Origin of the sequence: Pseudoxanthomonas mexicana, from assembly GCF_014397415.1 — a bacterium.
Lineage (GTDB): Bacteria > Pseudomonadota > Gammaproteobacteria > Xanthomonadales > Xanthomonadaceae > Pseudoxanthomonas_A > Pseudoxanthomonas_A mexicana.
This window is the reverse complement of sequence record NZ_CP060731.1, coordinates 1,372,635-1,396,358: the sequence shown is the minus strand read 5'-3', so window position 1 is coordinate 1,396,358 and position 23,724 is coordinate 1,372,635. Positions and strand designations below refer to the sequence as shown.

At 65.3% G+C, this 23,724-nt stretch carries 22 protein-coding genes; 7 read left to right on the top strand and 15 right to left on the bottom strand.

Annotated elements, in window-relative coordinates:
• The first annotated feature begins 19 nt into the window (after positions 1-19).
• The 4 genes from IAE60_RS06290 (at position 20) to IAE60_RS06275 (ending at position 6,384) form a co-directional block, all read left to right on the top strand.
• A complete protein-coding gene (locus tag IAE60_RS06290) occupies positions 20-2,398 on the top strand; it encodes a phosphoketolase family protein (RefSeq protein ID WP_187574280.1) in 2,379 nt (792 codons plus the stop codon).
• Between the two features lie 35 nt (positions 2,399-2,433).
• Entirely contained in the window at positions 2,434-3,792 is a 1,359-nt protein-coding gene (locus IAE60_RS06285; protein WP_026320714.1) for an MBL fold metallo-hydrolase RNA specificity domain-containing protein, read from the top strand.
• A complete protein-coding gene (locus IAE60_RS06280) occupies positions 3,789-5,306 on the top strand; it encodes a thymidine phosphorylase family protein (RefSeq protein WP_020307800.1) in 1,518 nt (505 codons plus the stop codon). The genes IAE60_RS06285 and IAE60_RS06280 overlap by 4 nt, the downstream gene beginning before the upstream one ends.
• A 187-nt stretch (positions 5,307-5,493) precedes the next feature.
• The gene (locus IAE60_RS06275; RefSeq protein ID WP_003050005.1) at positions 5,494-6,384 is read left to right on the top strand and encodes a LysR family transcriptional regulator; all 891 of its coding nucleotides are present in this window, start codon (positions 5,494-5,496) and stop codon (positions 6,382-6,384) included.
• An 18-nt stretch (positions 6,385-6,402) separates the two neighbouring features.
• On the opposite strand, the gene IAE60_RS06270 is transcribed toward IAE60_RS06275, so the two are convergent.
• Positions 6,403-6,696, bottom strand: coding sequence for a helix-turn-helix domain-containing protein (locus tag IAE60_RS06270; RefSeq protein ID WP_003050003.1), 294 nt, complete (start codon positions 6,694-6,696; stop codon positions 6,403-6,405).
• Between the two features lie 106 nt (positions 6,697-6,802).
• Between IAE60_RS06270 and IAE60_RS06265 the strand changes: the two genes are divergently transcribed.
• Positions 6,803-7,450, top strand: coding sequence for a substrate-binding domain-containing protein (locus IAE60_RS06265; RefSeq protein WP_020307796.1), 648 nt, complete (start codon positions 6,803-6,805; stop codon positions 7,448-7,450).
• Between the two features lie 83 nt (positions 7,451-7,533).
• Here IAE60_RS06265 and IAE60_RS06260 read toward each other — a convergent pair whose 3' ends face one another.
• The 6 genes from IAE60_RS06260 to IAE60_RS06235 form a co-directional block, all read right to left on the bottom strand.
• Entirely contained in the window at positions 7,534-8,814 is a 1,281-nt protein-coding gene (locus IAE60_RS06260; RefSeq protein ID WP_003060765.1) for a tyrosine-type recombinase/integrase, read from the bottom strand.
• 186 nt (positions 8,815-9,000) lie between these two features.
• On the bottom strand, positions 9,001-10,092 hold the full coding sequence (locus tag IAE60_RS06255; RefSeq protein ID WP_187574279.1) for a threonine aldolase family protein: 1,092 nt from the start codon (positions 10,090-10,092) through the stop codon (positions 9,001-9,003).
• Positions 10,092-11,564 (bottom strand): anthranilate synthase component I, encoded by a 1,473-nt coding sequence (gene trpE / locus IAE60_RS06250; RefSeq protein WP_187574278.1) that lies wholly within the window; start codon positions 11,562-11,564, stop codon positions 10,092-10,094. Before trpE ends, IAE60_RS06255 begins: the two co-directional genes overlap by 1 nt.
• Positions 11,565-11,709: 145 nt before the next feature.
• A complete protein-coding gene (gene yegS, locus IAE60_RS06245) occupies positions 11,710-12,648 on the bottom strand; it encodes a lipid kinase YegS (RefSeq protein ID WP_187574277.1) in 939 nt (312 codons plus the stop codon).
• Positions 12,649-12,931: 283 nt separating this feature from the next.
• Positions 12,932-13,609, bottom strand: a complete 678-nt coding sequence (gene rpe, locus IAE60_RS06240) for a ribulose-phosphate 3-epimerase (RefSeq protein WP_187574276.1) — start codon at positions 13,607-13,609, stop codon at positions 12,932-12,934.
• Between the two features lie 8 nt (positions 13,610-13,617).
• The gene (locus IAE60_RS06235; RefSeq protein ID WP_162108152.1) at positions 13,618-13,947 is read right to left on the bottom strand and encodes a J domain-containing protein; all 330 of its coding nucleotides are present in this window, start codon (positions 13,945-13,947) and stop codon (positions 13,618-13,620) included.
• Positions 13,948-14,145: 198 nt separating this feature from the next.
• On the opposite strand from IAE60_RS06235, the gene IAE60_RS06230 reads away from it, so the two are divergent.
• Positions 14,146-15,072: a phosphoribosylaminoimidazolesuccinocarboxamide synthase gene (locus IAE60_RS06230; RefSeq protein WP_187574275.1), complete on the top strand. Its 927-nt coding sequence runs from the start codon at positions 14,146-14,148 to the stop codon at positions 15,070-15,072.
• Positions 15,073-15,245: 173 nt separating this feature from the next.
• Positions 15,246-15,725, top strand: coding sequence for an Mpo1 family 2-hydroxy fatty acid dioxygenase (locus IAE60_RS06225; protein ID WP_185895151.1), 480 nt, complete (start codon positions 15,246-15,248; stop codon positions 15,723-15,725).
• 79 nt (positions 15,726-15,804) lie between these two features.
• On the opposite strand, the gene IAE60_RS06220 is transcribed toward IAE60_RS06225, so the two are convergent.
• The 8 genes from IAE60_RS06220 to IAE60_RS06185 form a co-directional block, all read right to left on the bottom strand.
• On the bottom strand, positions 15,805-16,677 hold the full coding sequence (locus IAE60_RS06220; RefSeq protein WP_187574274.1) for an SDR family oxidoreductase: 873 nt from the start codon (positions 16,675-16,677) through the stop codon (positions 15,805-15,807).
• Entirely contained in the window at positions 16,670-17,041 is a 372-nt protein-coding gene (locus IAE60_RS06215) for a Na+/H+ antiporter subunit G (protein ID WP_185895149.1), read from the bottom strand. Before IAE60_RS06215 ends, IAE60_RS06220 begins: the two co-directional genes overlap by 8 nt.
• Positions 17,038-17,322, bottom strand: a complete 285-nt coding sequence (locus IAE60_RS06210) for a K+/H+ antiporter subunit F (RefSeq protein WP_187574273.1) — start codon at positions 17,320-17,322, stop codon at positions 17,038-17,040. Before IAE60_RS06210 ends, IAE60_RS06215 begins: the two co-directional genes overlap by 4 nt.
• Complete coding sequence (locus tag IAE60_RS06205) at positions 17,319-17,819, bottom strand: Na+/H+ antiporter subunit E (RefSeq protein WP_187574272.1); 501 nt, start codon at positions 17,817-17,819, stop codon at positions 17,319-17,321. Before IAE60_RS06205 ends, IAE60_RS06210 begins: the two co-directional genes overlap by 4 nt.
• A 2-nt stretch (positions 17,820-17,821) precedes the next feature.
• Entirely contained in the window at positions 17,822-19,387 is a 1,566-nt protein-coding gene (locus IAE60_RS06200; RefSeq protein WP_187574271.1) for a monovalent cation/H+ antiporter subunit D, read from the bottom strand.
• Complete coding sequence (locus tag IAE60_RS06195) at positions 19,384-19,806, bottom strand: Na+/H+ antiporter subunit C (protein WP_185895145.1); 423 nt, start codon at positions 19,804-19,806, stop codon at positions 19,384-19,386. The genes IAE60_RS06200 and IAE60_RS06195 overlap by 4 nt, the downstream gene beginning before the upstream one ends.
• Positions 19,806-22,637: a monovalent cation/H+ antiporter subunit A gene (locus IAE60_RS06190; RefSeq protein ID WP_187574270.1), complete on the bottom strand. Its 2,832-nt coding sequence runs from the start codon at positions 22,635-22,637 to the stop codon at positions 19,806-19,808. Before IAE60_RS06190 ends, IAE60_RS06195 begins: the two co-directional genes overlap by 1 nt.
• A gap of 91 nt (positions 22,638-22,728) precedes the next feature.
• The gene (locus IAE60_RS06185) at positions 22,729-23,679 is read right to left on the bottom strand and encodes a calcium/sodium antiporter (RefSeq protein WP_187574269.1); all 951 of its coding nucleotides are present in this window, start codon (positions 23,677-23,679) and stop codon (positions 22,729-22,731) included.
• Positions 23,680-23,724 lie beyond the last annotated feature (45 nt).

The window sequence follows — 23,724 nt, the reverse complement described above, 5'->3', positions numbered from 1 at the left end:
ATTTTCAAGGAGACCTGAAATGTCCTCTCAAGCTAACCTCGCAACCGATTGGCGTGCTGGTTACGGGCCCATCGCGCACAGGTCTGAAACCATCGAACGTATGCAGGCCCTAGTGCAACGTCTGGTCGCGCAAAGGCGTATAGCAGACGAAGCCTCGGCCCATGCGCTGCTGGCTGCAGCCGACCGGGTGGCCTGCACGGCCATGAGCGTAGTGGCGCATATGACCTATGCCCGGCGCATCGACCGAAGCGGCTGCCCACTGGGCTCCGATGATTTCAAACAAACGCCCGAAGGCCACACCGGCGGCTCGCTCAACATGGTGCCAGCCTTCGTGGGTTATCTGTTGGCCAACGCGCTGACCGGGACGACACGCGGCTGGCTCATGGGGCAGGGGCACTGCGTGGCCGCGATCGAGGCGGTGAACGCACTGACCGGCGATGTATCCGCCGCCCAGCGTGGACGCTACGACCGCAGCGAGGCGGGCCTGTCGCGTTTGATCGCGGACTTCTACTCCTATGCCATCGATAAGCAGGGTCGGCCCGCGGTACCGCTGGGTAGCCATGCCGGGCCGAACACGGCCGGCGCGATCTCCGAAGGCGGCTATCTGGGGTTCGCCGGGCTGCAGTATGTGCACACGCCGTTGCCGGGAGAAAGCCTGGTGGCATTCCTCAGTGATGGCGCTTTCGAGGAACAACGTGGCTCGGACTGGGCGCCGCGCTGGTGGCGCGCCGAGGACTGCGGCTTCGCCATCCCGGTCATGATTCTCAACGGACGGCGCATCGAGCAGCGCACCCAGATCGTGCAGGAAGGTGGCGCTACCTGGCTGGCCGAAGATCTGCGCCACAACGGCTTCGATCCCGTCATCGTTGATGGACGTGATCCGATGGCGATCGCATGGGCCATTGTTGAAGCCGAAGACACGCTGAGCGCCTTCGCCGCACGCTCGGATCGGCGCTATCCGGTCAAGCTGCCCTACGTGATCGCCGAGACGGAGAAAGGTTTTGGCTTCCCGGGCGCGGCGACCAATGCCGCCCACAACCTGCCGCTGAACGGCAATCCGCGCGAGGATGCGCAGGCACGCGAGGCCTTCAACGCAGGGGCTGCGGCGCTGTTCGTGCCCGAGAGCGAACTGGAAAACGCGCTCACCGTCCTTGCGAATCACGGCCAGAGCCAGCGCTCGCGCGAAAGCGAGCACCCCATGGCCCTACGCCATCCAGCGAGCCCTCATCTGCCGATGCCGGCCTGGGCGCCAACTGAGGTATCGGGCAGCGCCATGTCCGCACTGGACCGTTGGTTCGTGGAGCTAGTGCAGGCAAATCCACAGTTGCGCATCCGGATCGGCAATCCCGATGAACTGGCCAGCAACAAGATGGGGACCACGCTAGCGCTGCTCAAGCACCGCGTCAACGTGCCCGAACCCGGCGTCCCGGAATCGACGGATGGCTCGGTGGTCACCGCACTCAATGAAGAAGCCGTTGCGGCCGCCGCCCTCGCCAACAAAGGGGGGCTGAACCTGATCGTCAGCTACGAGGCATTCGCGGTCAAGATGCTTGGATTGATGCGCCAGGAGATCATCTTCGCGCGTCGGCAGAAGGAGCTGGGCCAGCCGCCAGGCTGGATCTCCGTCCCGCTGATCGTCACATCCCACACCTGGGAGAACAGCAAGAACGAGCAGTCACACCAGGACCCGACCATTGGCGAAGCATTGCTGGGGGAGATGTCGGACACCGCACGCGTGTTGTTCCCGGTGGATGCCAACACGGCGTCCGCCGCGCTGCGAGCGGTCTACGCCAGCCGGGGCCAAGTGGCCTGTGTGGTGGTCTCCAAGCGCGACACGCCGAATCACTTCAACGCCGCCGCCGCTCAATCGCTGGTTGAGCACGGAGCAGCCCATGTAGCCGGCGATCCGGCTACAGCACAACTGCAGTTCGTGGTGATTGGCGCCTACCAGTTGGAGGAAGCGTTCAAAGCCCACGCCCGCCTGGAGCGCCATGGACTTGCGTCGTGCGTCACTGTAGTGATCGAACCCGGCCGCCTGCGCATTCCGCGAGATGACCTTGAGGCCACCTTCGTGGTCGGTGACGAAGCCCTGCAAGCACTCTTCCCGCCTCACTTGCCTCGCGTGTTAATAAGCCATACCCGCCCAGAGCCGATGCTGGGTGTGCTGCGCCGCATTGACAGCGGCACCTCGAAGACGCGGGCTTTGGGCTACATCAACCGCGGCGGCACGCTCGATGTGGCTGGAATGTTGATCGCCAACCGCTGCACCTGGGTGGACGCCATCTATGCCGCTGCGCAAGTGACCGGCCGGAACAGTTCGCAGGTTGCTGCGGCCGCGACCGACGAGCGAATTTCAAGTGGTTCTGACGCGGTCCGCGGCGACCGCGCCGGTTCCTGATTTCACAACCCACAAACAAGAGGGGAGACAAATACATGCTCTCATTGACCAGCCTGGGCGGTGCCGGCACCGTCACCGGCTCCAAACACCTTATCACCCATGGCAATACCCGCATCTTGATCGACTGCGGACTGTTCCAGGGATTGAAAAACCTGCGCGAACTTAACTGGCAGCGCCTGGCAGTTGAGCCCAAGGACATCGATGCGGTCGTATTAACGCATGCGCACCTGGATCATTGTGGGTATCTGCCCCGATTGGTGCTGGACGGGTTCCGCGGGAAGATTTTCTCGACCTCAGCCACGCGAGATGTCGCCGAACTCATCCTACTCGACAGCGCCTGGTTGCAGGAGAAGGACGCCGATTTCGCCAATCGAAAAGGATTTTCCAAACACAAGCCAGCCCTTCCGCTGTATCGGGTTCGGGATGCAGAACGTACGCTCCTGCAGTTCAAACCGGTGCCGCTGCATCAAGAGACTGAATTGCCGGGCAATGCCCGTCTACTGCTGCGCAGCGCCGGTCACATTCTTGGGGCGGCGACGGCTCAGATCGACATTGGCGGCAAGCGTTTGGTGTTCTCCGGCGACTTGGGACGCTTTGACGACATGGTCATGCCTGATCCTGAACCAGTCACGGAAGCGGACTACATCATCATCGAGTCCACCTATGGCAATCGTCGTCATGACCGTTCCGATGCCGTCGAAGCGCTGGGCGACATCATCGAGCGCACGACTCGCCGCGGAGGCACGGTGGTAATTCCCGCTTTTGCCGTGGGACGAGCGCAGTCGTTGATCTACGACTTGTGGCTGCTGCGACAGCGCGGTCGGCTCCGCAACGTGCCCGTCTATCTGGACAGTCCGATGGCCACCAACGCAACTGTGCTGCTGCACCGCCACTCCGACGACCACAAGCTCACGCAACACGATTTCGAGGCCGCATTTTCGGAAGTCAAATACGTGCGCGACGTTGAAGAGTCCAAGGCACTATCGGCGAATCGCTACCCCAAGGTGATTATTTCCGCCAGCGGCATGGCCACCGGTGGCCGCGTGTTGCATCACATAGAAGCGTTTGGCGGCATTCATCAGAACACGCTGCTGTTCTCTGGATTTCAGGCCGCAGGTACGCGCGGACGCAAACTGCTTGAGGGCGCTCGCGAAGTCAAGATTCATGGACGCTGGATGCCGATCAATGCGGAGGTCGCCGAGCTTCCGATGTTGTCGGCTCATGCCGACAGCGATGAACTGATGCGATGGCTGGGCGGCTTTACCCGGGCGCCGGAAGGGGTGTTCATTGTTCACGGTGAATCCGATGCCTCCGAGGCGCTGCGCGAACGTATCCAGCGCGAACTCAAATGGCACGCATCGGTGCCCATGCAAAACCAGGAGTTCGCCCTGTGAGTGCCCGCATCACTCCCCAGACACCCGCCTTGCAAGCATTGCGCATGCGACTGCATGCCCAGCATCAACCCGTCGTCTTGATGCGTACCGATTGCCATGTCTGCCGTGCCGAAGGGCTGGCACCGCGGTCACAGGTACTGATCATTGCCGGCGACCGCACTGTGCAAGCGCTACTGTACCAAATCGACAGCGATCTGCTCAAAACCGGACAGATCGCTCTGTCCGAGGCCGCCTGGGATGCCCTGGACATTCATGAGGGCGATCTTGTGCAGGTTCGGCATCCTCCGCTGCTCGAATCGTTGTCGGCCGTGCGTGCGCGAATTCACGGCCACCGACTGCAAACGACGGAGTTGCAGGCGATCGTCCGTGATGTGGTCGATGGTCGCTATACCGATGTCGCACTTTCGGCCTTCCTGACCGCAACGGCGGTACTGCCTCTGGATATGCAAGAGACCATCCATCTCACCCGTGCGATGGTCGATGTCGGGGATCACCTGCAATGGCAGGCTCCGATTGTTGTGGACAAGCATTGCGTGGGCGGATTACCGGGAAATCGCACCACGCCGTTGGTGGTTGCCATCGCCGCAGCCAATGGATTGGTGATGCCCAAGACCTCATCACGCGCCATCACCTCTCCCGCTGGCACCGCGGACACCATGGAAACGCTGGCTCCTGTAGACCTGGACCTGGATACGCTCAGAAAGGTCGTGGAGAAAGAGGGTGGATGCGTGGCGTGGGGCGGCGCGATGCACCTCAGCCCCGCGGACGACATCTTCGTGCGTATTGAGCGTGAACTGGATATCGACACGCAAGGACAACTGATTGCCTCGGTGTTATCCAAGAAGATTGCAGCAGGGGCGACCCACATCGTGATCGATATTCCGGTTGGGCCAACCGCAAAAGTCCGCAGCCGGGAAACTGCCGAGCATCTTGCGCATCACCTTTCGGAAGTCGCCGCGTCATTTGGCCTTGTATTGCGTTGCCTGTTTACAGACGGGAATCAGCCTGTCGGCAGAGGTATCGGCCCGGCGTTGGAGGCGCGCGACGTGTTGGCCGTATTGCGCAACGAGGCGGATGCGCCGCAAGACCTATGTGACCGCGTGGCGTTGGTGGCGGGCGCGGTGCTTGAGCTTGGCGGCGTCGCCAAAGAAGGGGAGGGACTTCGGTTGGCTCATGAGACGATCAGCAGTGGCCGCGCGTGGGAAAAATTTCAGAGAATCTGCGCGGCTCAGGGGGGATTTCGTGAGCCGCCCCAAGCTCTCTATGTCGAACCGCTTTTGGCAACCACTTCAGGCCGAGCAGTACACATCGACAACCGTAAGCTTTCTCGTTTAGCCAAATTGGCCGGTGCGCCTGAGAGTCCAGCCGCAGGGATTCAATTGCAGGTGCGCTTAGGTGACGAGATAACACGCGGACAACCATTGATGTTTTTGCATGCGCAAACCTCTGGAGAGATGGCCTATGCACTCGCATACGTACAAGGCATTGGGGACATTGTAAAGATTGAACCTTAGCGCCGTGGATAAACAGGGCTCTTGAATGCTCGGTCAAACACAGCCCGGCCTCTCGTTTGGAAAAGTTGAACGCCTACATCTCATGCTCAAGAACATATGAAAAAACATCGCTTAAAAGAAGTTTTCAACCTGCATCGCGTGGAGCAAACAGAAGGAGGTCGTCAGCGCCTGAATAGGAACATTGCTCATGGAACTGCGGCACCTGCGTTGCTTTATCGTTTTGGCCGAAGAACTTCATTTCACACGGGCGGCTGAGCGTCTTCACATTGAGCAACCTCCTCTGTCCCGCGCCATCAAGGAGCTTGAGGACGAGTTAGGCGCTGTGCTCTTCGACCGGGACCGCCGGGGCACCCGACTGACCGCTGCGGGTGCCGTGTTCCTGCAGGACACTCGCCGGCTATTCACCGTCCTGGAGCAGGCCCGCGAGAACGTCAAGGCTGTCGCGGCGGGCTTGCGAGGCAGCCTGCGCATCGCCGTATCCGACGGCGCGCTCGATCCCCGGCTGTCGGCGTTTCTAGCCCGTTGCCGTGCCGAAGAACCCGAGATCGAGATACGGATGTCCGAAGTGCCTTTGGCCGAGCAGTTGCGCGGCCTGCGCTCGGGCGACTTCTGCATCGGATTCGCTCATACCGCCGACGTCGGTGATGGCATCGTCGCCGAACCTATCTGGCAGGACCCGCTGGTGGTCGCCTTGCCAGCCCGGCACGCACTGCTCGTCCACAAGGAGGTTCCACTCCATGAACTCCGGGGGCATCCTCTTGTCCTGTGCGATCCCCAGGTGTGCGAAGGCTACTGCCGCGAGTTGGCGCGCCTCCTGCAGACCCAGGAACACAAACTGAATGTCGTTGAGGAGGTTTCCTCGCTGGACATGATGCTCACCTTGGTCGGTGCCGGCTACGGCGTGGGCTTCATGACGGCGACCAAGATTCCGGTCAGCCAGCGACCGGACGTGGTGATCCGTCCATTGGCGCTGGATACAGCCGTGATCACCACCTACCTGCTTCGACTCGAAAGCAGCAACTCATCGGCTTCGCTGGTGCGATTTATCGACCGCCTCCGGGACCCTTCGAGCGACTGACGCAACGGACCGCACCACTTAAGATTGGGCATCGGCACGAAGATTGCGTTCCGTTGCACTCATCAGCTCTGCCGCACTTATGCTGAGGGCAGCGGAGATTTTCAGTATCAATGCGAGCGTGGGCATGTGCTCCCCACGCTCGATCTTGCCCATATGCGAGCGAGCTATACCAGCCATGGACGCGAATTCATCCTGAGCGACTCCCTGCGCCAAGCGGGCAGCACGCACCGCTTGGCCGAAGGCCAGTGCCGGCTCGGCTTCATAGGTGGTTGTGCCAGGGGGGCGGCCCGGTTGAACGCTGCGCTTCTGCATCACCAGAAGCGTCGATCAATCGACCGAATTTAACCACGTTAAAGATATCTCTTTTGGCTATCATGGTGGCTCGCCTTTTTGATCCGATCGCTTTGTGGGGGCTCTCATGCACGACGCCACCAGCCAGTTTTCCTTTTCCAATTTCAGGCTTGCCATAGCGCCTGGCGTACCGTCATCGCATCTTTCGGCATTGCTTGCGTTGCAGCGTGCGGAAGAGCCGGAAGTCACCATTTCGTTTCATGAGGTCACAGCCGATGATTTGATTGCGGGACTTCGGGAAGGCCGCTACGACGCGGGCATGACGCTTGAAGGATCGAGCGATCCGTCGCTGAAAAGCCAACCTCTATGGACCGAGAACATGGCCGTCGCCATGCCGTTGCGCTTTCCCTTACTTGACCAGGCGAAGCTCACGATCGCCGAACTGTTGGACTACTCCGTCTTTCGCTGGCCTGCAGAGAATTGCCCTTTGCTGGATCAGCGGCTGCCTTCTCTTCCCGCGGTGAGTCAACAGAACATTCAGCGTGTCTCTTCCTTCGAGATGATCGCGCTATGGGTCGCTGCCGGCTACGGCGTCGGGGTATCCGCGCAATCGCGCATTGAGCATGCGCAGGGATGGGGCATTCACACACGGCCGCTGTCTGACGGACCCTACGAGATCGTGACCCACCTGCAGCGGCCCTGCGGACAAGCCGACGTTGTTTCAGAGCGGTTCGAGCGCAGAGCACTGCAGGTCGCCAAGAATGCTCCAACCTAGTCGAGTGCCAATGTCCTCGTTCTGCGTCTTCAGTTCAAGGTGCTACACGTGCATTAGGCATTCCACTCGCCAAGCAGCAGACATCACTCGCGCTCTATGACACGGAGCAGCGCCGTTCTACGCTTCGACATGGGGCCAAACGCCTTCGTGACCCCTTCAACGGGTTTCCCTGCCTGCAATGAGTCAAGGATGTCAGCCCAGTCCTGCATGATTACCTTGCGGGACTCCACAAACTTCGTGTGATCGTAGGGCGCGCGCGATGAGTCCTTGCTCTTTTTGGAATGAGCGAGTTGAAGATCGACCCGCTTCTCCGGATATCCCAACAGTCCAAGGATCGTCGTTGCGGTCGAGCGGAAGCCATGGGACGAAAACCGTCCGCCATAACCCATGCGCTTGAGTGCTTGATTGAGCGTCGTTGCCGACATCACTTGTCCCGGCTTTCTGTAGCTCGGGAACAATACTTTGCCGCCGCCAGTTAGAGCATGTAGTTCCCTAAGAGCGGCCACCGCCTGCCGTGACAGGGGAACCAGATGGGGGCGTCGCATCTTCATGCGCTCGGACGGAATCGACCACATGGCGTTGTCCAGGTCGAACTCTTCCCAGGAGGCCTTGCGCAGTTCTACGGTGCGCACGTAGGTCAAAGCCATCAGCTTGAGGGCGAGGACTGTCGTCTGGTAACCCCCTTCGTTGTCCACACGATTGAGAAAGTCCGGGATCTCTGCCCATGTCAACGGAGGGTTGTGGCGGACCTGAGGGCGCTTGACCAGTCCCTTGAGCAAGGCGGCAGGATCGTATTCGCAGAGACCTTGGGCAGCCGCATAACTGAAGATTTGCCCACACCACTGGCGGATGAGGATCGCCACAGTCTTCGCGCCACGAGCCGCCACATCCTTGATGATGGGGCGCAGATGTGGAGCCCTGATGCTGCTGATCGGCAACTTGCCAATCCGGGGGAAAACATCCTTCTCAAGGTAGCTGGTGACCTGGTTGGTGTAGTACTCGCTCCAGTGAGCATTGCTGACGATCCACTCCCGAGCAACGGTCTCGAACGTGCGTTCGTATGTGTCGGCCTGGAGGGCGATCGCCGCCTTTTTCTCCACGATGGGGTCGAGGCCCTTCTTGACCAACGCCTTTGCCCGGTCCCGTTCCGCACGGGCTGCCTCCAGCGTGACCTTTGGGTACACCCCGATTGAGTACACCTGTTCAGCGCCGCCCAGCCGGTAGCGGTACCACCAGAGCTTGGAGCCGTTGGGCTGAACGCGCAAAAAGAGGCTGCCTCCGTCCCGGAGTTGGTACACCTTGGGCCTGGGCTGCGCCGTTTCCACTTTGCGCGCCGAGAGAAGATTGAGTGCTGTGAGTGCCATGTGTATAACGCCTCCAGTTTGGCCCGTTACACACTCCATTACACACATGAGCACTGGATTTGTCCAGCTTTCAGAATCGCTCGATGGACGATCAACCCTTTAAAAACATAGACTTAGAGTTGTTCCATGGAGGTTGATAGACGCCAGTAGACCTCAATCGTAGTTATCGATCATCAACAGCATCGGTCAGGCTCCTTGTGCCTGCTGGGCGGCACCAACGGCCCGACCCTCTGTATACAGCGCGGAGAAAGTCGCCGCGAACGCCTCGATGTCGGACTCCGGCGTCGCCCACGACGTCATCAGCCGGATCACCGTGGTCCCGTCGCCTCGCCGCTCCCAGGTTTCGAACTCGACGAACGACCGCAGGCGCTCCACCACCGCGTCCGGCAGCACCGGAAACACCTGGTTGCTGGGCGATTCGACGGCCAACGGCACGCCGGCCCGCTGCAGGATCTCGCGCAGCCTCGCCGCCATGGCGTTCGCATGCGTGGCCAGCACGAAGTACAGGCCGTCCTCGAACATCGCTTCGAACTGCGCCCCCACCACCATGCCCTTGGCGAGCATCGCGCCGCGCTGCTTGATGATGTGGCGGAAATCCGTGCACAGGACCGGATTGACGATGACCAGCGCCTCGCCCAGCAACGCACCGTTCTTGGTGCCACCGATGTAGAACGCATCGGCCTGCCCGGCCAGCAAGGCGAGGTCGACGTCATTGCATTCGGTCGTCAACGCCGAGGCAAGACGCGCGCCGTCGACGTAGAGCAGCAGGCCGTGATCGCGACAGAAGCCGCCCAGCGCCTGCAGTTCCTCGGCGCTGTAGACGGTTCCCCATTCCGTGCTGTTGGAGATGTAGACCAGCCGCGGCTTCACCATGTGCTCGCCGTGGTGGCCGTCGATACACGGCCGGATCAACGCCGGACTCAGCTTGCCGTCCGGCGTGGCGACCGTCAGCACCTTGTGGCCGCTGGCCTCGATGGCGCCGGTCTCGTGCGTGGCGATATGGCCGCTGGCCGGCGCGATCACCGCTTCGTGCGGACGGAGGAAAGCCGCCAGCGCGACGAGGTTGGTCTGGGTGCCGCCGGCCAGGAAATGGACGTCGGCGTCACGACCCAGGCGGTCGCGGATCAACGCGGCGGCGCGTGCGCTGTGGACATCGAGACCATAGCCCCGGTTGACCTCGGCGCTCGCGACGGCCAACGCCTGCAGCAGGCGTGGATGTGCACCCTCGCTGTAGTCGTTGCGCAGGCTGATCCTGGCGTTGTCTGTGGCGATCTCCATCACAATCCCTTCGCCGCTTCCGCGACCGCACGAAACAGCGCACGGCCCTTGTTCATCGTCTCGTCCCATTCCTTCTCGGGATCGGAGTCGTAGACGATGCCGGCGCCGGCCTGCACGTGCAGGCGGCCGTCCTTGATGACGGCGGTGCGGATGGCGATGGCGGTGTCGGCATCGCCGTGCCAGCCGATGTAGCCGATGCTGCCGGCATAGACGTTGCGCTTGATCGGCTCCAGTTCGCGGATCACTTCCAGCGCGCGGATCTTAGGCGCGCCGCTGACCGTACCGGCGGGGAACGTCGCACGCAGCACGTCGGCATAGCTCAGTCCGGGCAGCAGCCTGCCGGTGACTTCGCTGACGATGTGCATGACGTGGCTGTAGCGCTCGATGACGAACTGCTCGCCTACCTGCACCGTGCCGGCCTCCGACACCCGGCCGGTGTCGTTGCGGCCCAGGTCGATCAGCATCAGGTGCTCGGCACGTTCCTTAGGATCGGCGAGCAACTCGGCTTCCAGCGCGAGATCCTCATCGTGCGTCTTCCCACGCGGACGGGTGCCGGCGATCGGTCGCACGGTGACCTCGCCCCGTTCCAGGCGCACCAGGATCTCCGGCGACGAACCCACCACCTGCACGTCGCCGACATCGAGGAAGTACATGTACGGCGACGGATTCAGCGCGCGCAGCGCGCGGTACACATCGACGGGACGCGCATTGAACGGCACGCTCAGGCGCTGGCTCAGCACCACCTGGAAGATGTCGCCGGCGCGGATGTATTCCTTCGACTGCTCCACCGCGGCGATGAAGCCGTCATGGGTGAAGCCGGACACGAAGTGGCTTTCGTCCAGCACGTCGCGGGTGATCGGCGCGGGATAGGAGCCGGGCTGGCGCAGCTTGGCGGTCAGCGCATCCAGCCGCGCCTGCGCCCGTTCCCACGCACCCGGTTCGCGTGGATCGGCGTGCACGATCAGGTAGAGACGGCCCTTGAGGTTGTCGAAGACCGCGACTTCCTCCGACAGCATCAGCAGGATGTCGGGCGTACCGAGTTCGTCCGGCTTGTCGCCCGTGGCGAGCCGCGGCTCGATGTAGCCGATGCACTCGAAGCCGAACCAGCCCACCAGGCCGCCGGTAAACCCCGGCAGGTCCGGCAGGCGCGGCACCGAATACGCCGCACGCAGCGCCTCGACTTCGGCGAACGGGTCTTCGACCTCGCGCGCCTCGACCAGCTGGCCCTGATCACGGATTTCCAGGCGATGGCCATGGAAGGTGACCACGCGCCGCACCGGCAGGCCGATGATGGAGTAGCGACCGAAGCGTTCGCCGCCTTCCACCGATTCGAACAGGTAGGTGTGCGGCGCGTCGGCGAGCTTCAGGTAGACCGAGAGCGGCGTGTCCAGGTCGGACAGCACTTCACGGACAACGGGGATGCGGTTGAAGCCTTCAGCAGCGAACTGCTGGAACGGGTCGTGCGGGATCAAGCGGGCTTTCCTTCCGGGACGCGATGGCGAGGCGGGCGACGGCTACGGGCCACCATCGCCAGCTGCGGCGTGCGGAAAATTGGGAAAGCGGGCGCGTGGGGTGGGACACGCCCCTACTCTACCCGATGCGGCCGCCGACCGACCACTATGCGCATGGTTTCAGGCGCAACGGGCATGCCAGGGGCAGGTGCATCCGCACGCGCCCCGCCACGCAGTCGACGCGGAAGCGGCGGGAGGCCACCGGCTCGCCATCCAGATTGAGCGTCAGCGGTTCGTCGGAGGCCAGCTCCACCCACGGAAGGCGGATGCGGGTCGCCACCCGGTCCAGTGCCGCATGCTTGCCCTCCTTGATCAGGGTGCCCACGGTGGCCGCGACATCGCCGGAGAGGTCGGGGACGATCGTCAGGTCCAGCTGGCCGTCGTCGACCAGCGCATCGGGGCACAGCGCTTGGCCTCCCCCGGCCTGCCGGCCGTTGCCGATCCCGAGGGCGATCAGGTCGCCCTCCCACGCGAAGTCCGGTCCGCGCAGCCGGGCCTGCAGGGGATCGATGCGGCCGAGCCGGGCGATGCCGGTGATCAGGTACGCCAGGCCGCCGAGCATCTTCTTCAGCCCCTCGTCCGTTTCCACCGTCACTTCGGTACCGAAGCCGCCACTGGCCAGGTTCGCGCACCAGTGGGTGCCATCGTCGGCGTCGATGCGCAACAGGTCGAGCGGCGCGGCCCCCACCTCGCGAACCAGCTGCAACGCCGCCAGTGGTCCGTCGGGGATGCCGGCTGCCGTGGCGAAATCGTTGGCGGTGCCCAGCGGCACCAGTCCCAGCGAGGGCAGCGCGTCGGCGGTCGCGTCGCGATGCGCCAGCGTGGTGGCGACCTCACTCAAGGTGCCGTCCCCGCCGGCCGCAATCACCGTATCGACGCCGTCGGCGATGGCCTCGGCGACATAGCGCTCGGCATCGCCGTCTTCCCAGGTGACGCGCACGTCCAGGACGATGCCTGTCTCGCGCAGGGTCTGCACGGCCGCGCGCAGGTCATCGTCACCGGCGGATTTACCGTTGAGGATCAGGCGCCAGTGCGGTGGGGGCATAGGAGGTTCCTTCGGGGACGCACGAGGATAGCCGCTCTCCTGTAGGAGCGACGTGAGTCGCGACCGCGGATCATCAGTCCCAGGGTTCTCGGGTAGACAGGTTCGCTGGCGGCGACAGCATGCGGTCGCGACTCACGTCGCTCCTACAACTGCCCAGCCATCGTCATCTGTCCGTCACAGATCCCGCGTAACGTGAAAGGCCATAGCAGGGACGACGGGCGGAGGCAGGATCAGCCTCCAATTCTTCCGGGGCGGTGGCGAAGGCCATCGCCCTTCTGCTTTGTCAGGCGCCGCGCGCGTCGGCGACCGCGGCGCGCATGCGGGCGATGACATCCGCATAGTCCGGGGCGTTGAAGATCGCCGAACCGGCGACGAAGGCATCCGCGCCCGCCGCCGCGATCTGGCCGATGTTGTCGGCCTTCACGCCGCCGTCGATCTCCAGGCGGATGTCCTTGCCGGTCTTGTCGATCATCGCGCGCACGGCGCGCAGCTTGTCCAGCGCCGACGGGATGAAGGTCTGCCCGCCGAAGCCCGGGTTCACCGACATCAGCAGTACCAGGTCCAGTTCCGGCAGCACCCAGTCCAGCACCTCGACCGGCGTGCCGGGGTTGAGCACCAGGCCGGCCTTGCAGCCGAGCGACTTGATCAGCTGGATGGTGCGGTGCACGTGCTTCGAGGCTTCCGGGTGGAAGCTGATGATGCTGGCGCCGGCCTCGGCGAAGTCCGGCACGATGCGGTCCACCGGCTCCACCATCAGGTGTACGTCGATCGGCGCGGTGACGCCGTGCTTGCGCAGCGCGCTGCACACCATCGGGCCGATGGTCAGGTTGGGCACGTAATGGTTGTCCATCACGTCGAAGTGCACCCAGTCGGCGCCGGCCTTCAGCACGTTGTCGACTTCCTCGCCCAGGCGGGCGAAGTCGGCGGACAGGATGGACGGGGCGATGATGCAGTTCGACATGGAGGGGCTCACTTGCGCTTGCGCAGGGTCTTGATGCGGTCGTAGGCGGCGTTGATCTCGCCGGCCTTGCGTTCGGCCTGGCGGCGAAGATCATCCGCGGCGCCGGCCATCTTGTCGGGGTGGTACTGGGAGATAAGCCGGCGATAGGCCTGGTCGATCTCGGCGTCGCTGGCATCGCTGGTCAGGTCGAACACCCGGTACGGGTTGTCGCGGCTGAGCCTGAACCAGTCCTCGTCGAACGCATGGCCGATGATCAGGCCGACCAGGCCGCCCAGCGGGTGGCGCATCAGCAGCCAACCGGCCACGAATCCCAGCAGTTTTCCGTACCAGCGCTTCATTCGGCCCGCCTTCTCCGGCAATCGCGTCATTTTACGGCACACGCGGGCCCCAAGCGCCGTACACTACGCGGCCCGGTCCGGTACCTGGCCCCGCAGCAGCGGGTGAAGGGCCACCCCGGGGCACGGGCGCACGGCCTGCCGCACGCCCCCACGACGCTGTACGCCTCGCTGGTTTCCGGAACTCCCCAAGGAGTGTTTGTGCCCACGACGTTGCTCCAATCCGATCTGCCCGGCCTCACCCTGCGCCACCGCGGCAAGGTCCGCGACGTGTTCGACCTGCCCCGCGACCGCCTGCCCGCCGATGCGCCCGAGGGCGACTGCCTGCTGATGGTGGCCACCGACCGCCTGTCCGCGTTCGACGTGGTGCTGCCCGACCCGATTCCCGGCAAGGGCGAGATGCTCTGCCAGATCTCCAATTTCTGGTTCGCCAAGACCGCGCACCTGATGCCCAACCACCTGACCGGCATCGATGTCGCGTCGGTGCTGCCGGCCGGCGTGGATGCGTCGCTGTATGCCAGGCGCGCGGTGGTGACGAAGAAGCTCAAGCCCGTGCCGGTGGAAGCGATCGCCCGCGGCTATCTGATCGGCAGCGGCTGGAAGGACTACCAGCGCACCGGCAAGGTCAGCGGCATCGAGCTGCCCAACGGCCTGCGCCAGGCCGAGAAGCTGGCCGAACCGATCTTCACCCCGTCGACCAAGGCCGCCGTCGGCGACCACGACGAGAACATCGATTTCGACGCCATGGTGAAGACCGTGGGCGCGGAGCTGGCCGAACGCGTGCGCGACGCCACCCTGCGCATCTACCGCTTCGCCGCCGATTTCGCCGCCGAACGCGGCATCCTGCTGGCCGACACCAAGTTCGAATTCGGCACGGACGAGGACGGCCGCCTGTACATCATGGACGAGATGCTGACGCCGGATTCCTCACGCTACTGGCCCGCGGACCAGTACGAGGTCGGCACCAGCCCGCCGAGCTACGACAAGCAGTTCGTGCGCGACTACCTGGAGACGCTGGACTGGAACAAGACCGCACCCGGGCCGTCGCTGCCAGCCGAGGTCATCGAGCGCACGCGCGCCAAGTACGCCGAGGCGCTGCAGAAGCTGGCCGGCATCACGGTCGACTGAGCGAACGCGGCCCTGTAGGAGCGGGCCATGCCCGCGATGCTTTTGCGCACGCTGGTCGAAGGGCATCGCGGGCATGGCCCGCTCCTACGATGTTGCGATGGCCGGCCCGCCCGTCCTGTCCGGGCTGGGGTATGCTCCATACCCTGCCGCACTGCCACCCTCGGGAGGGATGAATGAACGCGACCGCGCAACGTCCGGTGGACCGCTGGTTCGCCAGCTATTCCGGCGACCACCAGAACGACACCAACCAGCTGATCCATGTGTTCGCCGTGCCCACCATCCTGTGGACGGTGGTGGCGCTGCTGTGGTGCATCCCGGTGTTCGGCACCTGGATCAAGTCCGGCGCGTGGGCGGCCCTGGCGATGTTCGCCGCCTGGATGTACTACTACAAACTGTCCCGTCCACTGGGCTTCGGCATGCTGGCCATCTTCATCGCGATGGCCTGGCTGACGCGCTGGCTGGAAGCGCTGCTGGGCCTGCAGAACCTGCTCTACCTCGCCATCGCCGTCTTCGTGCTGGCCTGGATCGCGCAGTTCATCGGCCACAAGATCGAAGGCAAGAAGCCGAGCTTCCTGACCGACCTCACCTACCTGCTGATCGGACCGGTGTGGGTGCTCAGCAAGTTCTATCGGAAGATGGGCTGGAAGTATTGAGCGACGGGCCGGACTCGCCCGCTGAAGCCTGGCCTGGGATCGCATCGACTTTCCCGGGAGCAGCGGAGCAAGCTCCGCCCTACGAACCGACCGCCCGCGCGTCAAGAATGAAAGAACGCGGCGCATAACCAAAGTCGTGTAGTGCCGGGGACGCATCGAAGGTCAGGTCTTCACGCATGCGCGCGACCGCGTCATCGGTCAGGCCGCGCATCATGCCGGCCTTGCGGGCCAGCCACAACGCGGTCCTGAACACCGGCATCGGCACCTCCCACAGTTTTGCGGGCGGGTCCAGCGCCGCCAGCGTACGCGCCACCATGTCGCGATAGGCGAGCGTCTCGCCCCCCGGCAGCGCATACGCCTTGCCATCCGTGGCAGGCGCGTCCACCACCGCGAGCGCTGCGTGCGCCAGGTCGTCCACGTGCACCGGCTGACGCTTTCCGTTGGCGCCCCGCGGCAGCACGAAAAAACCCATGCGTCGCCCCATCGCCGCGATGCGTGCCAGCGTCTGGTCGCGTCCCGCGCCATAGACCAGCGTCGGACGCAGCACTGTCGCCGCCGCCCCGTTGGCCGAGGCGGTGTCGAAGACGATGCGCTCCGCGACCTGCAAGCGCGCAACGATGTCGCGTTCGTAGGCGTCGGCCGACGCCTGCTTCGTATCCAGGCTGGTGGAACCGAACGCGACCACGCGTCGCGTGGCCAGATGCCCGCGCGCATACCACTGCGCGAAGCCGTCCAGCGGCCCGGTGCTGAAGATCACGTCGACAGCCTCGGGAAGTCCGCCGACGTTGGCGAACTCGCCGGTCAGCCAGGTCACCCCACCTGCCGGTGGACGCGGCCGACGCGACACCGCGAACGCCTGCCATCCCCCGCCCGCCAGCCGCGCCAGCAGCACCTCCCCGATCTGGCCGCTGGCACCGAACACCAGCGCCGTGCGCGTCGGCGCGTCAGGCATCCGGGCGGGCGTCTTCGTCGACCGCATCGATCGGTTGCGGCGGTTCGCCGTCGGGCATCGGCGGACGCTCGGCCATGTGCAGCGACAGCGCCGCCTTCGCCATCAGGTGCGCACTGATCGGCGCGGTGATGAAAAGGAACGCGGTGATCAGCAGTTCGCGCGGCTGCGGATCCGTGCCGCCCAGCGCGTGGTACCCCACCGAGGCGATCAGCACGCAGCCCACGCCCAGCGTGCTGGCCTTGGTCGGTCCGTGCAGCCGCTTGAAGAACTCCGACAACTTCACCAGGCTGAAAGAGCCCACGAGAATGAAGAAGCTGCCCACCGCGAGCAGCAGCACCAGCAGGATGGCGAAGACCCAGCTCATTCGACGATGTCCCGGCGCAGCACGTACTTGCTCAGCACCACCGTGCCCACGAAGCCCAGCATGGCGATGATCAGCGCCGCTTCGAAGTACACCGCCGTGCCCAGGTACATGCCGAACAGCATTAGCAGCGCGATCGCGCAGACATACAGGGTATCCAGCGCGAGGATGCGGTCCGGCACGCTGGGACCGCGCACCAGCCGGTACAGCGCCAGCAGCATGGCCACGCCGACCACGTGCATCGCGCCGATCACCGCGTACATCACCAGGGTCTGCGGGGTCATGGGAAGATCTCCATCAGCGGTGCCTCGTAGCGCGTCTTGATCTGCCGGATCACGTCGTCGGCATCGTCCAGGTTGAGCACGTGCACCAGCAGGTGGCGGCGATCGTCCGACAGGGCCGACGACACCGTACCCGGCGTCAGCGTGATGATGCTGGTCAGCGCGGCGATGCCGTGGATGTTGTCGATGTCCAGCGGCACCCAGATGAAACCCGGCCGGATCTTCCGTTCCGGCCCCAGCACCTGCAGCGCGACGGTGACGTTGGCCTGCACGATGTCCCACAGCAGCACGCCCAGCATGCGCGGCACGCTGCGCAGCCGGCCGATGCGGGCGAACTCGCGGTCCAGCCGCGCCGCGAACGGCGGGATCACCAGGCCCAGCACCAGCGCCATCACCACCTGGCCGACACTGATCTCGTCATTCATCAGCAGCCAGAAGCAGAACACCGTCATGCTCAACGGCAACGACGGCAACCAGCGCTTGCGCCACGTCGCGGCCATGCTCAGGGCTCCCTCAGGATCGGCAGCGCGGCCCGCACGTGCTCCACGTAGTCGCCGGGCGACAGCAGCTGCAAGGCGGTGGCGCGCGTGTAGTCCAGCACGGGGGCGGCCGCCACCACCAGCGCCACGCCATAAGCGAGCAGCAGCACGATGGCCGCCGTTTCCAGGGGACGCGAGGGCGCGGGCACCATCTCGTGCTCGGGCGTGAAGGCTTCCAGCCTGTGTTGCCCGGCGTCCGGCCACGGCGCCACGCGCCAGAACAGCCGCGTGCCTGCGCGCGCCAACCCGACCAGCATCATGAAACTGGTACCCAGCACCAGCAGCCACACCCAGAACGTGCGCGGACCGGCTGGCACGGCTTCCAACAGCAACAGCTTGCCGATGAAACCCGACAAGGGCGGTAGCCCCGCCAGCGACACCGCCGCCACCAGGAACAGCAGGCCGGGTACGGTCTTGTCCGGCAACGCCGCGATCACGTCCTTGCGATCGCCCGCGCTTCCGCGACGACGCCGGATCAGGTCGGCCAGCAGGAACAGCGCCGCACCGGCGAAACTGCTGTGCACCAGGTAGTACAACCCCGCGCCCATCGTGCCTGCCGTTCCCAGCGAGAACGCGACGAACAGCGTCGCCGCCGACCCCAGTACCAGGTAGGCCGCCAGCGCGCGCAGCCGCGTGGCCGCCAGCACCCCCAGCGACGCCAGCACGAGCGTGGCCGCACCCAGCACCAGCAGCGCCGGCCAGGCGAAGCCTTCCAGCGGACCCAACGCGCCGAAGCTCAGCGTGCCCAGCCGCAACACCGCGTACAGCCCGACCTTGGTCATGATGGCGAACAGGCCGGCCACCGCGGCCGGTGCGTGCGTGTAGGTTTCCGGCAGCCAGAAATACATCGGCAGCAGCGCGGCCTTGGCGCAGAACACCACGAACAGCAGGCCGGCGGCCGCCTGCACCAGCGCCACGTCGTCCGGCGGCAGCTGGGCCACGCGCACCGACAGCTCGGCCATGTTCAATGAACCCAGCAGGCCATACAGCAGGCCCAGCGCGATCAGGAACAGCGTGGATGCCGCGATGTTGAAGGCGACGTAATGCAGGCCGGCACGCATGCGCTCGCCGCGGCCGCCGCTCAGCATCAACCCGTACGAGGAGATCAGCAGTACTTCGAAGAACACGAACAGGTTGAAGATGTCGCCCGTCAGGAAGGCCCCGTTCAAACCCATCAGCTGGAACTGGAAGAACGCATGGAAGTGCGGCGCACGGCGGTCCCAGCCCGCGCAGGCATGCAGCAGGCACGCCGCACCGAGCAACAGCCCGACCAGCAGCATCAGCGCGGACAGGCGATCCACCATCAGCACGATGCCCAGGCGCGCCGGCCAGTCGCCCAGCAGGTAGACCGAGACCTCGCCGGACGCCGCCGAGCCGACCAGCATGCAGGTCACGGCCAGCATCGCCGCGATCGAGGTCCACGCCACGATGCGCTGCGGCACCATGCCGAACCGGCGATGCTCGAAGAACAGCGCGATCGACGCGGCGAACAGCGGGATCAGGATGGGCAGGGCCGGCAGGTGGTTCATGCGCGCGGCTCCGCCTCGTCGGCCTTCGCGGCGTCGCGGGCTTCCTCATGCCGGCGCTGTTCGCTGGCAAGGAATTCGCGCTCGGCCTTGGAGCCGTCAACATGGTCGCTGTCGTTGTCGCCGCGGCTGCGGATCGCCAGCACCACGGTCACCGCGGTCATCGCGAAAGCGATGACGATGGCGGTCAGCACCAGCGCCTGCGGCAACGGATCGGTGTAGTGCGCCAGGTCGGCCGGCACGCCGTCGCGGAGCACCGGCGGCTTTCCCGGCACCAACCGTCCGCCAGAGAAGATCAGCAGGTTGGTCGCATAGGACAGCAGCGTCAGTCCGAGGATCACATCGAAGCTGCGCGCGCGCAGTAGCAGGTACACGCCCGCGGCGGTGAGGATGCCGATCGCGCTTGCCATCGCCAGTTCCATCAGCGCAGTTCTCCGGTGCGGGTGGAACGCTCACCCGGTTCCATCACCCCCAGGTGCGACACGCGCGTGCGCGACGGGCGGATGGTGCCCATCATCGAGAGGATCAACATGGCGCCGCCGAACACCACCAGGTACACGCCGGTGTCGAAGCCGATGGCACTGGCCAGTGGCACCGTCCCGATCAGCGGGAGCTCCAGGTCCAGGTGCCCGCTGGTCAGGAACGGCACGCCGAAGGCCATCGACGCCACGCCGCTCACGCCAGCGACGATCAGGCCCGTGCCGACGCAGCGCACGTAGTCGAACCCGAATCGCGACTCCACCGAAGCCGCGCCCTGGATGACGTACTGCACCAGCAGCGGCACCGCCAGCACCAGCCCCGCGATGAAGCCGCCGCCCGGCGCGTTGTGACCGCGCAGGAACAGGAACACCGACACGGTCAGCGTCAGCGGGAACATGATCTGCGCGAGATCCGCGGGAACCGGCAGCTTGATCGGCGGACCCGACATCACCTTTTCCGGCGCCATGCGCGCACGCCGCAGCAGCGCGTGCACGATCAGCGCGGCGATGCCGAACACGGTGATCTCGCCGAAGGTATCGAAGCCACGGAAGTCCACCAGGATCACGTTCACCACGTTGGCGCCGTAGGCTTCGGGCAGCGAACGCGCCAGCAGTTCGCCGCTGATCGTATCGCCCGGCCGCGTCATCACCTGGTAGGCCAGCAGGCCCACGCCGGTGCCCGCGACCAGCGCCACCGCGATGTCGCGCAGCCGCCGGCGCGGCGTGCGCTCCGGCGGCGAGCGCGGCGGCAGGTAGTGCAGGCCGAGCAGCAGCAGGACCAGGCTGACCATTTCCACCATCAGCTGGGTCAGCGCCAGGTCCGGCGCGGACAGGAACACGAACGCCAGGCTCACCATCAGGCCGGCACCGCCCAGCACGACCACCGCCAGCAGCCGCTGCCGGTATAGCCGGATCGTCCACAGCGCGCAGACCACCAGCACCAGCCACAACAGCCAGCCCAGCAGCGGCATCGGCTGCGGCGCGCGCCACTGCAGCGGCGACGCCTCGCCACCGACGAACGGGGCGGCACCGGCCGCCGCCGCTGCCAGCACCAGGCACAGCAGGCTGCGCTGCAGGCTGCCGTTGGCCAGGGTATCGGTGAACCGGCCGGCCAGCCCGTACAACGCCTCCATGTTCCAGCGGAACACCTTGCGCCCCAGCGAGCGCCTCACGATGGCATGCAGGTCGAACAAGCGCCGCAGTCCGAAATACAGCGCGATGCCGCCCGCAATGCCGGCCAGGCTCATCAGCAGCGGCTTGTTGATCCCGTGCCACACCGCCAGGCTGTAGTCGGGCATGGCCTCGCCGAGGATCGCGGCGGCGCCCGCATGCAGCACCGGCGCCACCGTCCATGCCGGGAACATGCCCACCGCCACGCACAGCACCACCAGCACTTCCACCGGGATCTTCATCCAGCGCGGCGGTTCGTGCGGCGTCACCTCCAGCGCGCGCGGCCCATCGCCGAAGAACGTCTCGTAGACGAAGCGCAGGCTGTAGGCCACGCCGAAGACGCCGTACAGCAACGCCGCCACGCTGATCGCGTCGCGCATCGCGCGATGCCCGGGGATATCCAGCGCTTCGGCGAAGAACATTTCCTTGGACAGGAAGCCGTTGAGCAGCGGGATGCCCGCCATAGCCAGCGACGCGATGATCGCCAGCGCACTGGTCCACGGCATGTAATGGCGCAGGTTGCCCAGCCGGCGCATGTCGCGGGTGCCGGTCTCGTGGTCGATGATGCCCGCCGCCATGAACAGCGAGGCCTTGAACGTGGCGTGGTTGAGGATGTGGAACACGCCGGCCACCACCGCCATCGGCGTGGAGATGCCGAACAGCAGCGTGATCAGTCCCAGGTGCGAGATGGTCGAGTAGGCCAGCAGGCCTTTCAGATCGTGCTGGAAGATCGCGTACCAGGCGCCGACCAGCAGCGTCAACGCGCCGACGGTACTGACCACGTAGAAGAACAGGTCGGTGCCCGCCAGCGCAGGGTGCAGGCGCGCCAGCAGGAACACGCCCGCCTTCACCATCGTGGCCGAGTGCAGGTAGGCCGATACCGGCGTGGGCGCGGCCATCGCGTGCGGCAGCCAGAAATGCAGGGGGAACTGCGCGCTCTTGGTGAACACGCCGGCCAGCACCAGCGCCAGCGCCCACGGATACAGCGCGCTGCCACGGATCAGGTCGCCCGAGGCCAGCACCACGTCCAGGTCGTAGCTGCCGACGATGCGCCCGAGCAGCAGCACGCCGCCGAGCAGCGCCAGCCCGCCGGCACCGGTGATGGCCAGCGCCATGCGCGCGCCTTCGCGCGCATCCTGCCGATGCGACCAGAACCCGATCAGCAGGAACGAGCTGATGCTCGTCAGCTCCCAGAACACCACCAGCAGCAGCAGGTTGCCGGCCAGCACCACGCCCAGCATCGAACCCATGAACAACAGCAGGGAGGCGAAGAACCGCGGCGCGCTGTCCTTCTGGCTGAGGTAGTAGCGCGCGTACACCACCACCAGCCCGCCGATCGCCAGCACCAGCCCGGCGAACATCCACGCCAGCCCATCCAGCCGCAGGGTGAACGACAGGCCGATCTGGGGAATCCAGGCGTGGTCGGCACGCAGGTCCCAACCATTCAGCACACTGGGCGTCATCCACGCCAGCAGCACCAGGCCCAGCAGCGGTGCCAGGCCGGCCAGCCATGCGGTGGCGCCGCGCGGAAGGCCGCGCGCCAGCGCCACCACCAGCGCGAGCACGAACGGCAGCGCCAGCAGGATTTCAAGGAAAGGGATCATCAACCGCCTTGCGTTGCAGGGAATGCGTCATTCGCGAGCAATCGCCCCGAGTTTAACAAACCCGTTCACAGCTGCCTGAGCCGTCATTCAGTCAGGCGAGCAGCGCGATCTCCAGTAGCACCCATCCCACGAAGGCCGCCAGCAGCAGACCGCCTTCCGTACGGCTGATGCGCAGGTCGCCGCGCAGCATCGGATACAGCACCAGCACGAAGGCGATGGCGGCGGGCAGTTCCAGCCGGACGAACGACTCCGGCAGCGCCATGGGGCGGAAGGCCGCCATGCCGCCCACCACCACCAGCAGATTGAACAGGCTCGAACCGATCACGTGCCCGGCCACCATGTCCCCCTGCCCGCGCCGCGCCGCCATCGAGGCGGCCGCGATCTCCGGCAGCGCAGTGCCGATGGCCACCGGCAGCAGGCCGGTCAGCAGCGGCGAAAGACCCCAATGGGCACCGATCACCGGCGCACCCTGCACGACGAAGCGCGCGCCGTAGTAAAGCAGCGCAGCGGCCACCACGAAGCGCAGCAGGTTCATCCACAGCACCGTGCGCGTGGCGGCGAACGCCTCGACCTCCGCGCGCACGCCCGCGTCTTCGCGCGATGCGCGCGCCAGCAGGAATGCCAGGGCCGCCACGAAGCCCAGCAGCAGGGCCATTCCCTCGCCCCGCCCCACCACGCCGTCCAGGCCGAACACGATGAGCGCCAGCGAGGCCAGCGCCAGCAGTACCAGCAGGGGCGAAAGCACCCGCATCCGCACGAGGATCGGCGCGACCACGGCGGCCAGCCCCAGCGTCAGCCCAAGGTTGACGATGTTGCTGCCGACGGCATTGCCGAGGGCCAGTTCCTGGGAACCGACCCACACTGCGCGCGCATTGACCGCCAGTTCCGGCAGCGAGGTACCGAAGGCGATCAGCAGCAGGCCCGCCACGAACGGCGACGCCCCGATCCTCTGCGCCAGGCCCGATGCGCCCTTGACGATGGAGTCGCCGCCCAGCGCCAGCAGCAGCAGGCCCAGCGCGAAATATCCCCAGGCTTCCGTCATCGCCCCGCCCTCCCCTCGTGGATGGCAGGGATTCTATGCCGCCCC

What these genes read in the sequence shown, in the direction of transcription:
- IAE60_RS06290 (WP_187574280.1), top strand. Translation starts at nt 20, where the DNA reads ATGTCCTCTCAAGCTAACCTCGCAACCGATTGGCGTGCTGGTTACGGG.
- IAE60_RS06285 (WP_026320714.1), top strand. Translation starts at nt 2,434, where the DNA reads ATGCTCTCATTGACCAGCCTGGGCGGTGCCGGCACCGTCACCGGCTCC.
- IAE60_RS06275 (WP_003050005.1), top strand. Translation starts at nt 5,494, where the DNA reads ATGGAACTGCGGCACCTGCGTTGCTTTATCGTTTTGGCCGAAGAACTT.
- IAE60_RS06270 (WP_003050003.1), bottom strand. Translation starts at nt 6,696, where the DNA reads ATGCAGAAGCGCAGCGTTCAACCGGGCCGCCCCCCTGGCACAACCACC.
- IAE60_RS06265 (WP_020307796.1), top strand. Translation starts at nt 6,803, where the DNA reads ATGCACGACGCCACCAGCCAGTTTTCCTTTTCCAATTTCAGGCTTGCC.
- IAE60_RS06260 (WP_003060765.1), bottom strand. Translation starts at nt 8,814, where the DNA reads ATGGCACTCACAGCACTCAATCTTCTCTCGGCGCGCAAAGTGGAAACG.
- IAE60_RS06255 (WP_187574279.1), bottom strand. Translation starts at nt 10,092, where the DNA reads ATGGAGATCGCCACAGACAACGCCAGGATCAGCCTGCGCAACGACTAC.
- yegS (WP_187574277.1), bottom strand. Translation starts at nt 12,648, where the DNA reads ATGCCCCCACCGCACTGGCGCCTGATCCTCAACGGTAAATCCGCCGGT.
- rpe (WP_187574276.1), bottom strand. Translation starts at nt 13,609, where the DNA reads ATGTCGAACTGCATCATCGCCCCGTCCATCCTGTCCGCCGACTTCGCC.
- IAE60_RS06235 (WP_162108152.1), bottom strand. Translation starts at nt 13,947, where the DNA reads ATGAAGCGCTGGTACGGAAAACTGCTGGGATTCGTGGCCGGTTGGCTG.
- IAE60_RS06225 (WP_185895151.1), top strand. Translation starts at nt 15,246, where the DNA reads ATGAACGCGACCGCGCAACGTCCGGTGGACCGCTGGTTCGCCAGCTAT.
- IAE60_RS06220 (WP_187574274.1), bottom strand. Translation starts at nt 16,677, where the DNA reads ATGCCTGACGCGCCGACGCGCACGGCGCTGGTGTTCGGTGCCAGCGGC.
- IAE60_RS06215 (WP_185895149.1), bottom strand. Translation starts at nt 17,041, where the DNA reads ATGAGCTGGGTCTTCGCCATCCTGCTGGTGCTGCTGCTCGCGGTGGGC.
- IAE60_RS06210 (WP_187574273.1), bottom strand. Translation starts at nt 17,322, where the DNA reads ATGACCCCGCAGACCCTGGTGATGTACGCGGTGATCGGCGCGATGCAC.
- IAE60_RS06205 (WP_187574272.1), bottom strand. Translation starts at nt 17,819, where the DNA reads ATGGCCGCGACGTGGCGCAAGCGCTGGTTGCCGTCGTTGCCGTTGAGC.
- IAE60_RS06200 (WP_187574271.1), bottom strand. Translation starts at nt 19,387, where the DNA reads ATGAACCACCTGCCGGCCCTGCCCATCCTGATCCCGCTGTTCGCCGCG.
- IAE60_RS06195 (WP_185895145.1), bottom strand. Translation starts at nt 19,806, where the DNA reads ATGGAACTGGCGATGGCAAGCGCGATCGGCATCCTCACCGCCGCGGGC.
- IAE60_RS06190 (WP_187574270.1), bottom strand. Translation starts at nt 22,637, where the DNA reads ATGATCCCTTTCCTTGAAATCCTGCTGGCGCTGCCGTTCGTGCTCGCG.
- IAE60_RS06185 (WP_187574269.1), bottom strand. Translation starts at nt 23,679, where the DNA reads ATGACGGAAGCCTGGGGATATTTCGCGCTGGGCCTGCTGCTGCTGGCG.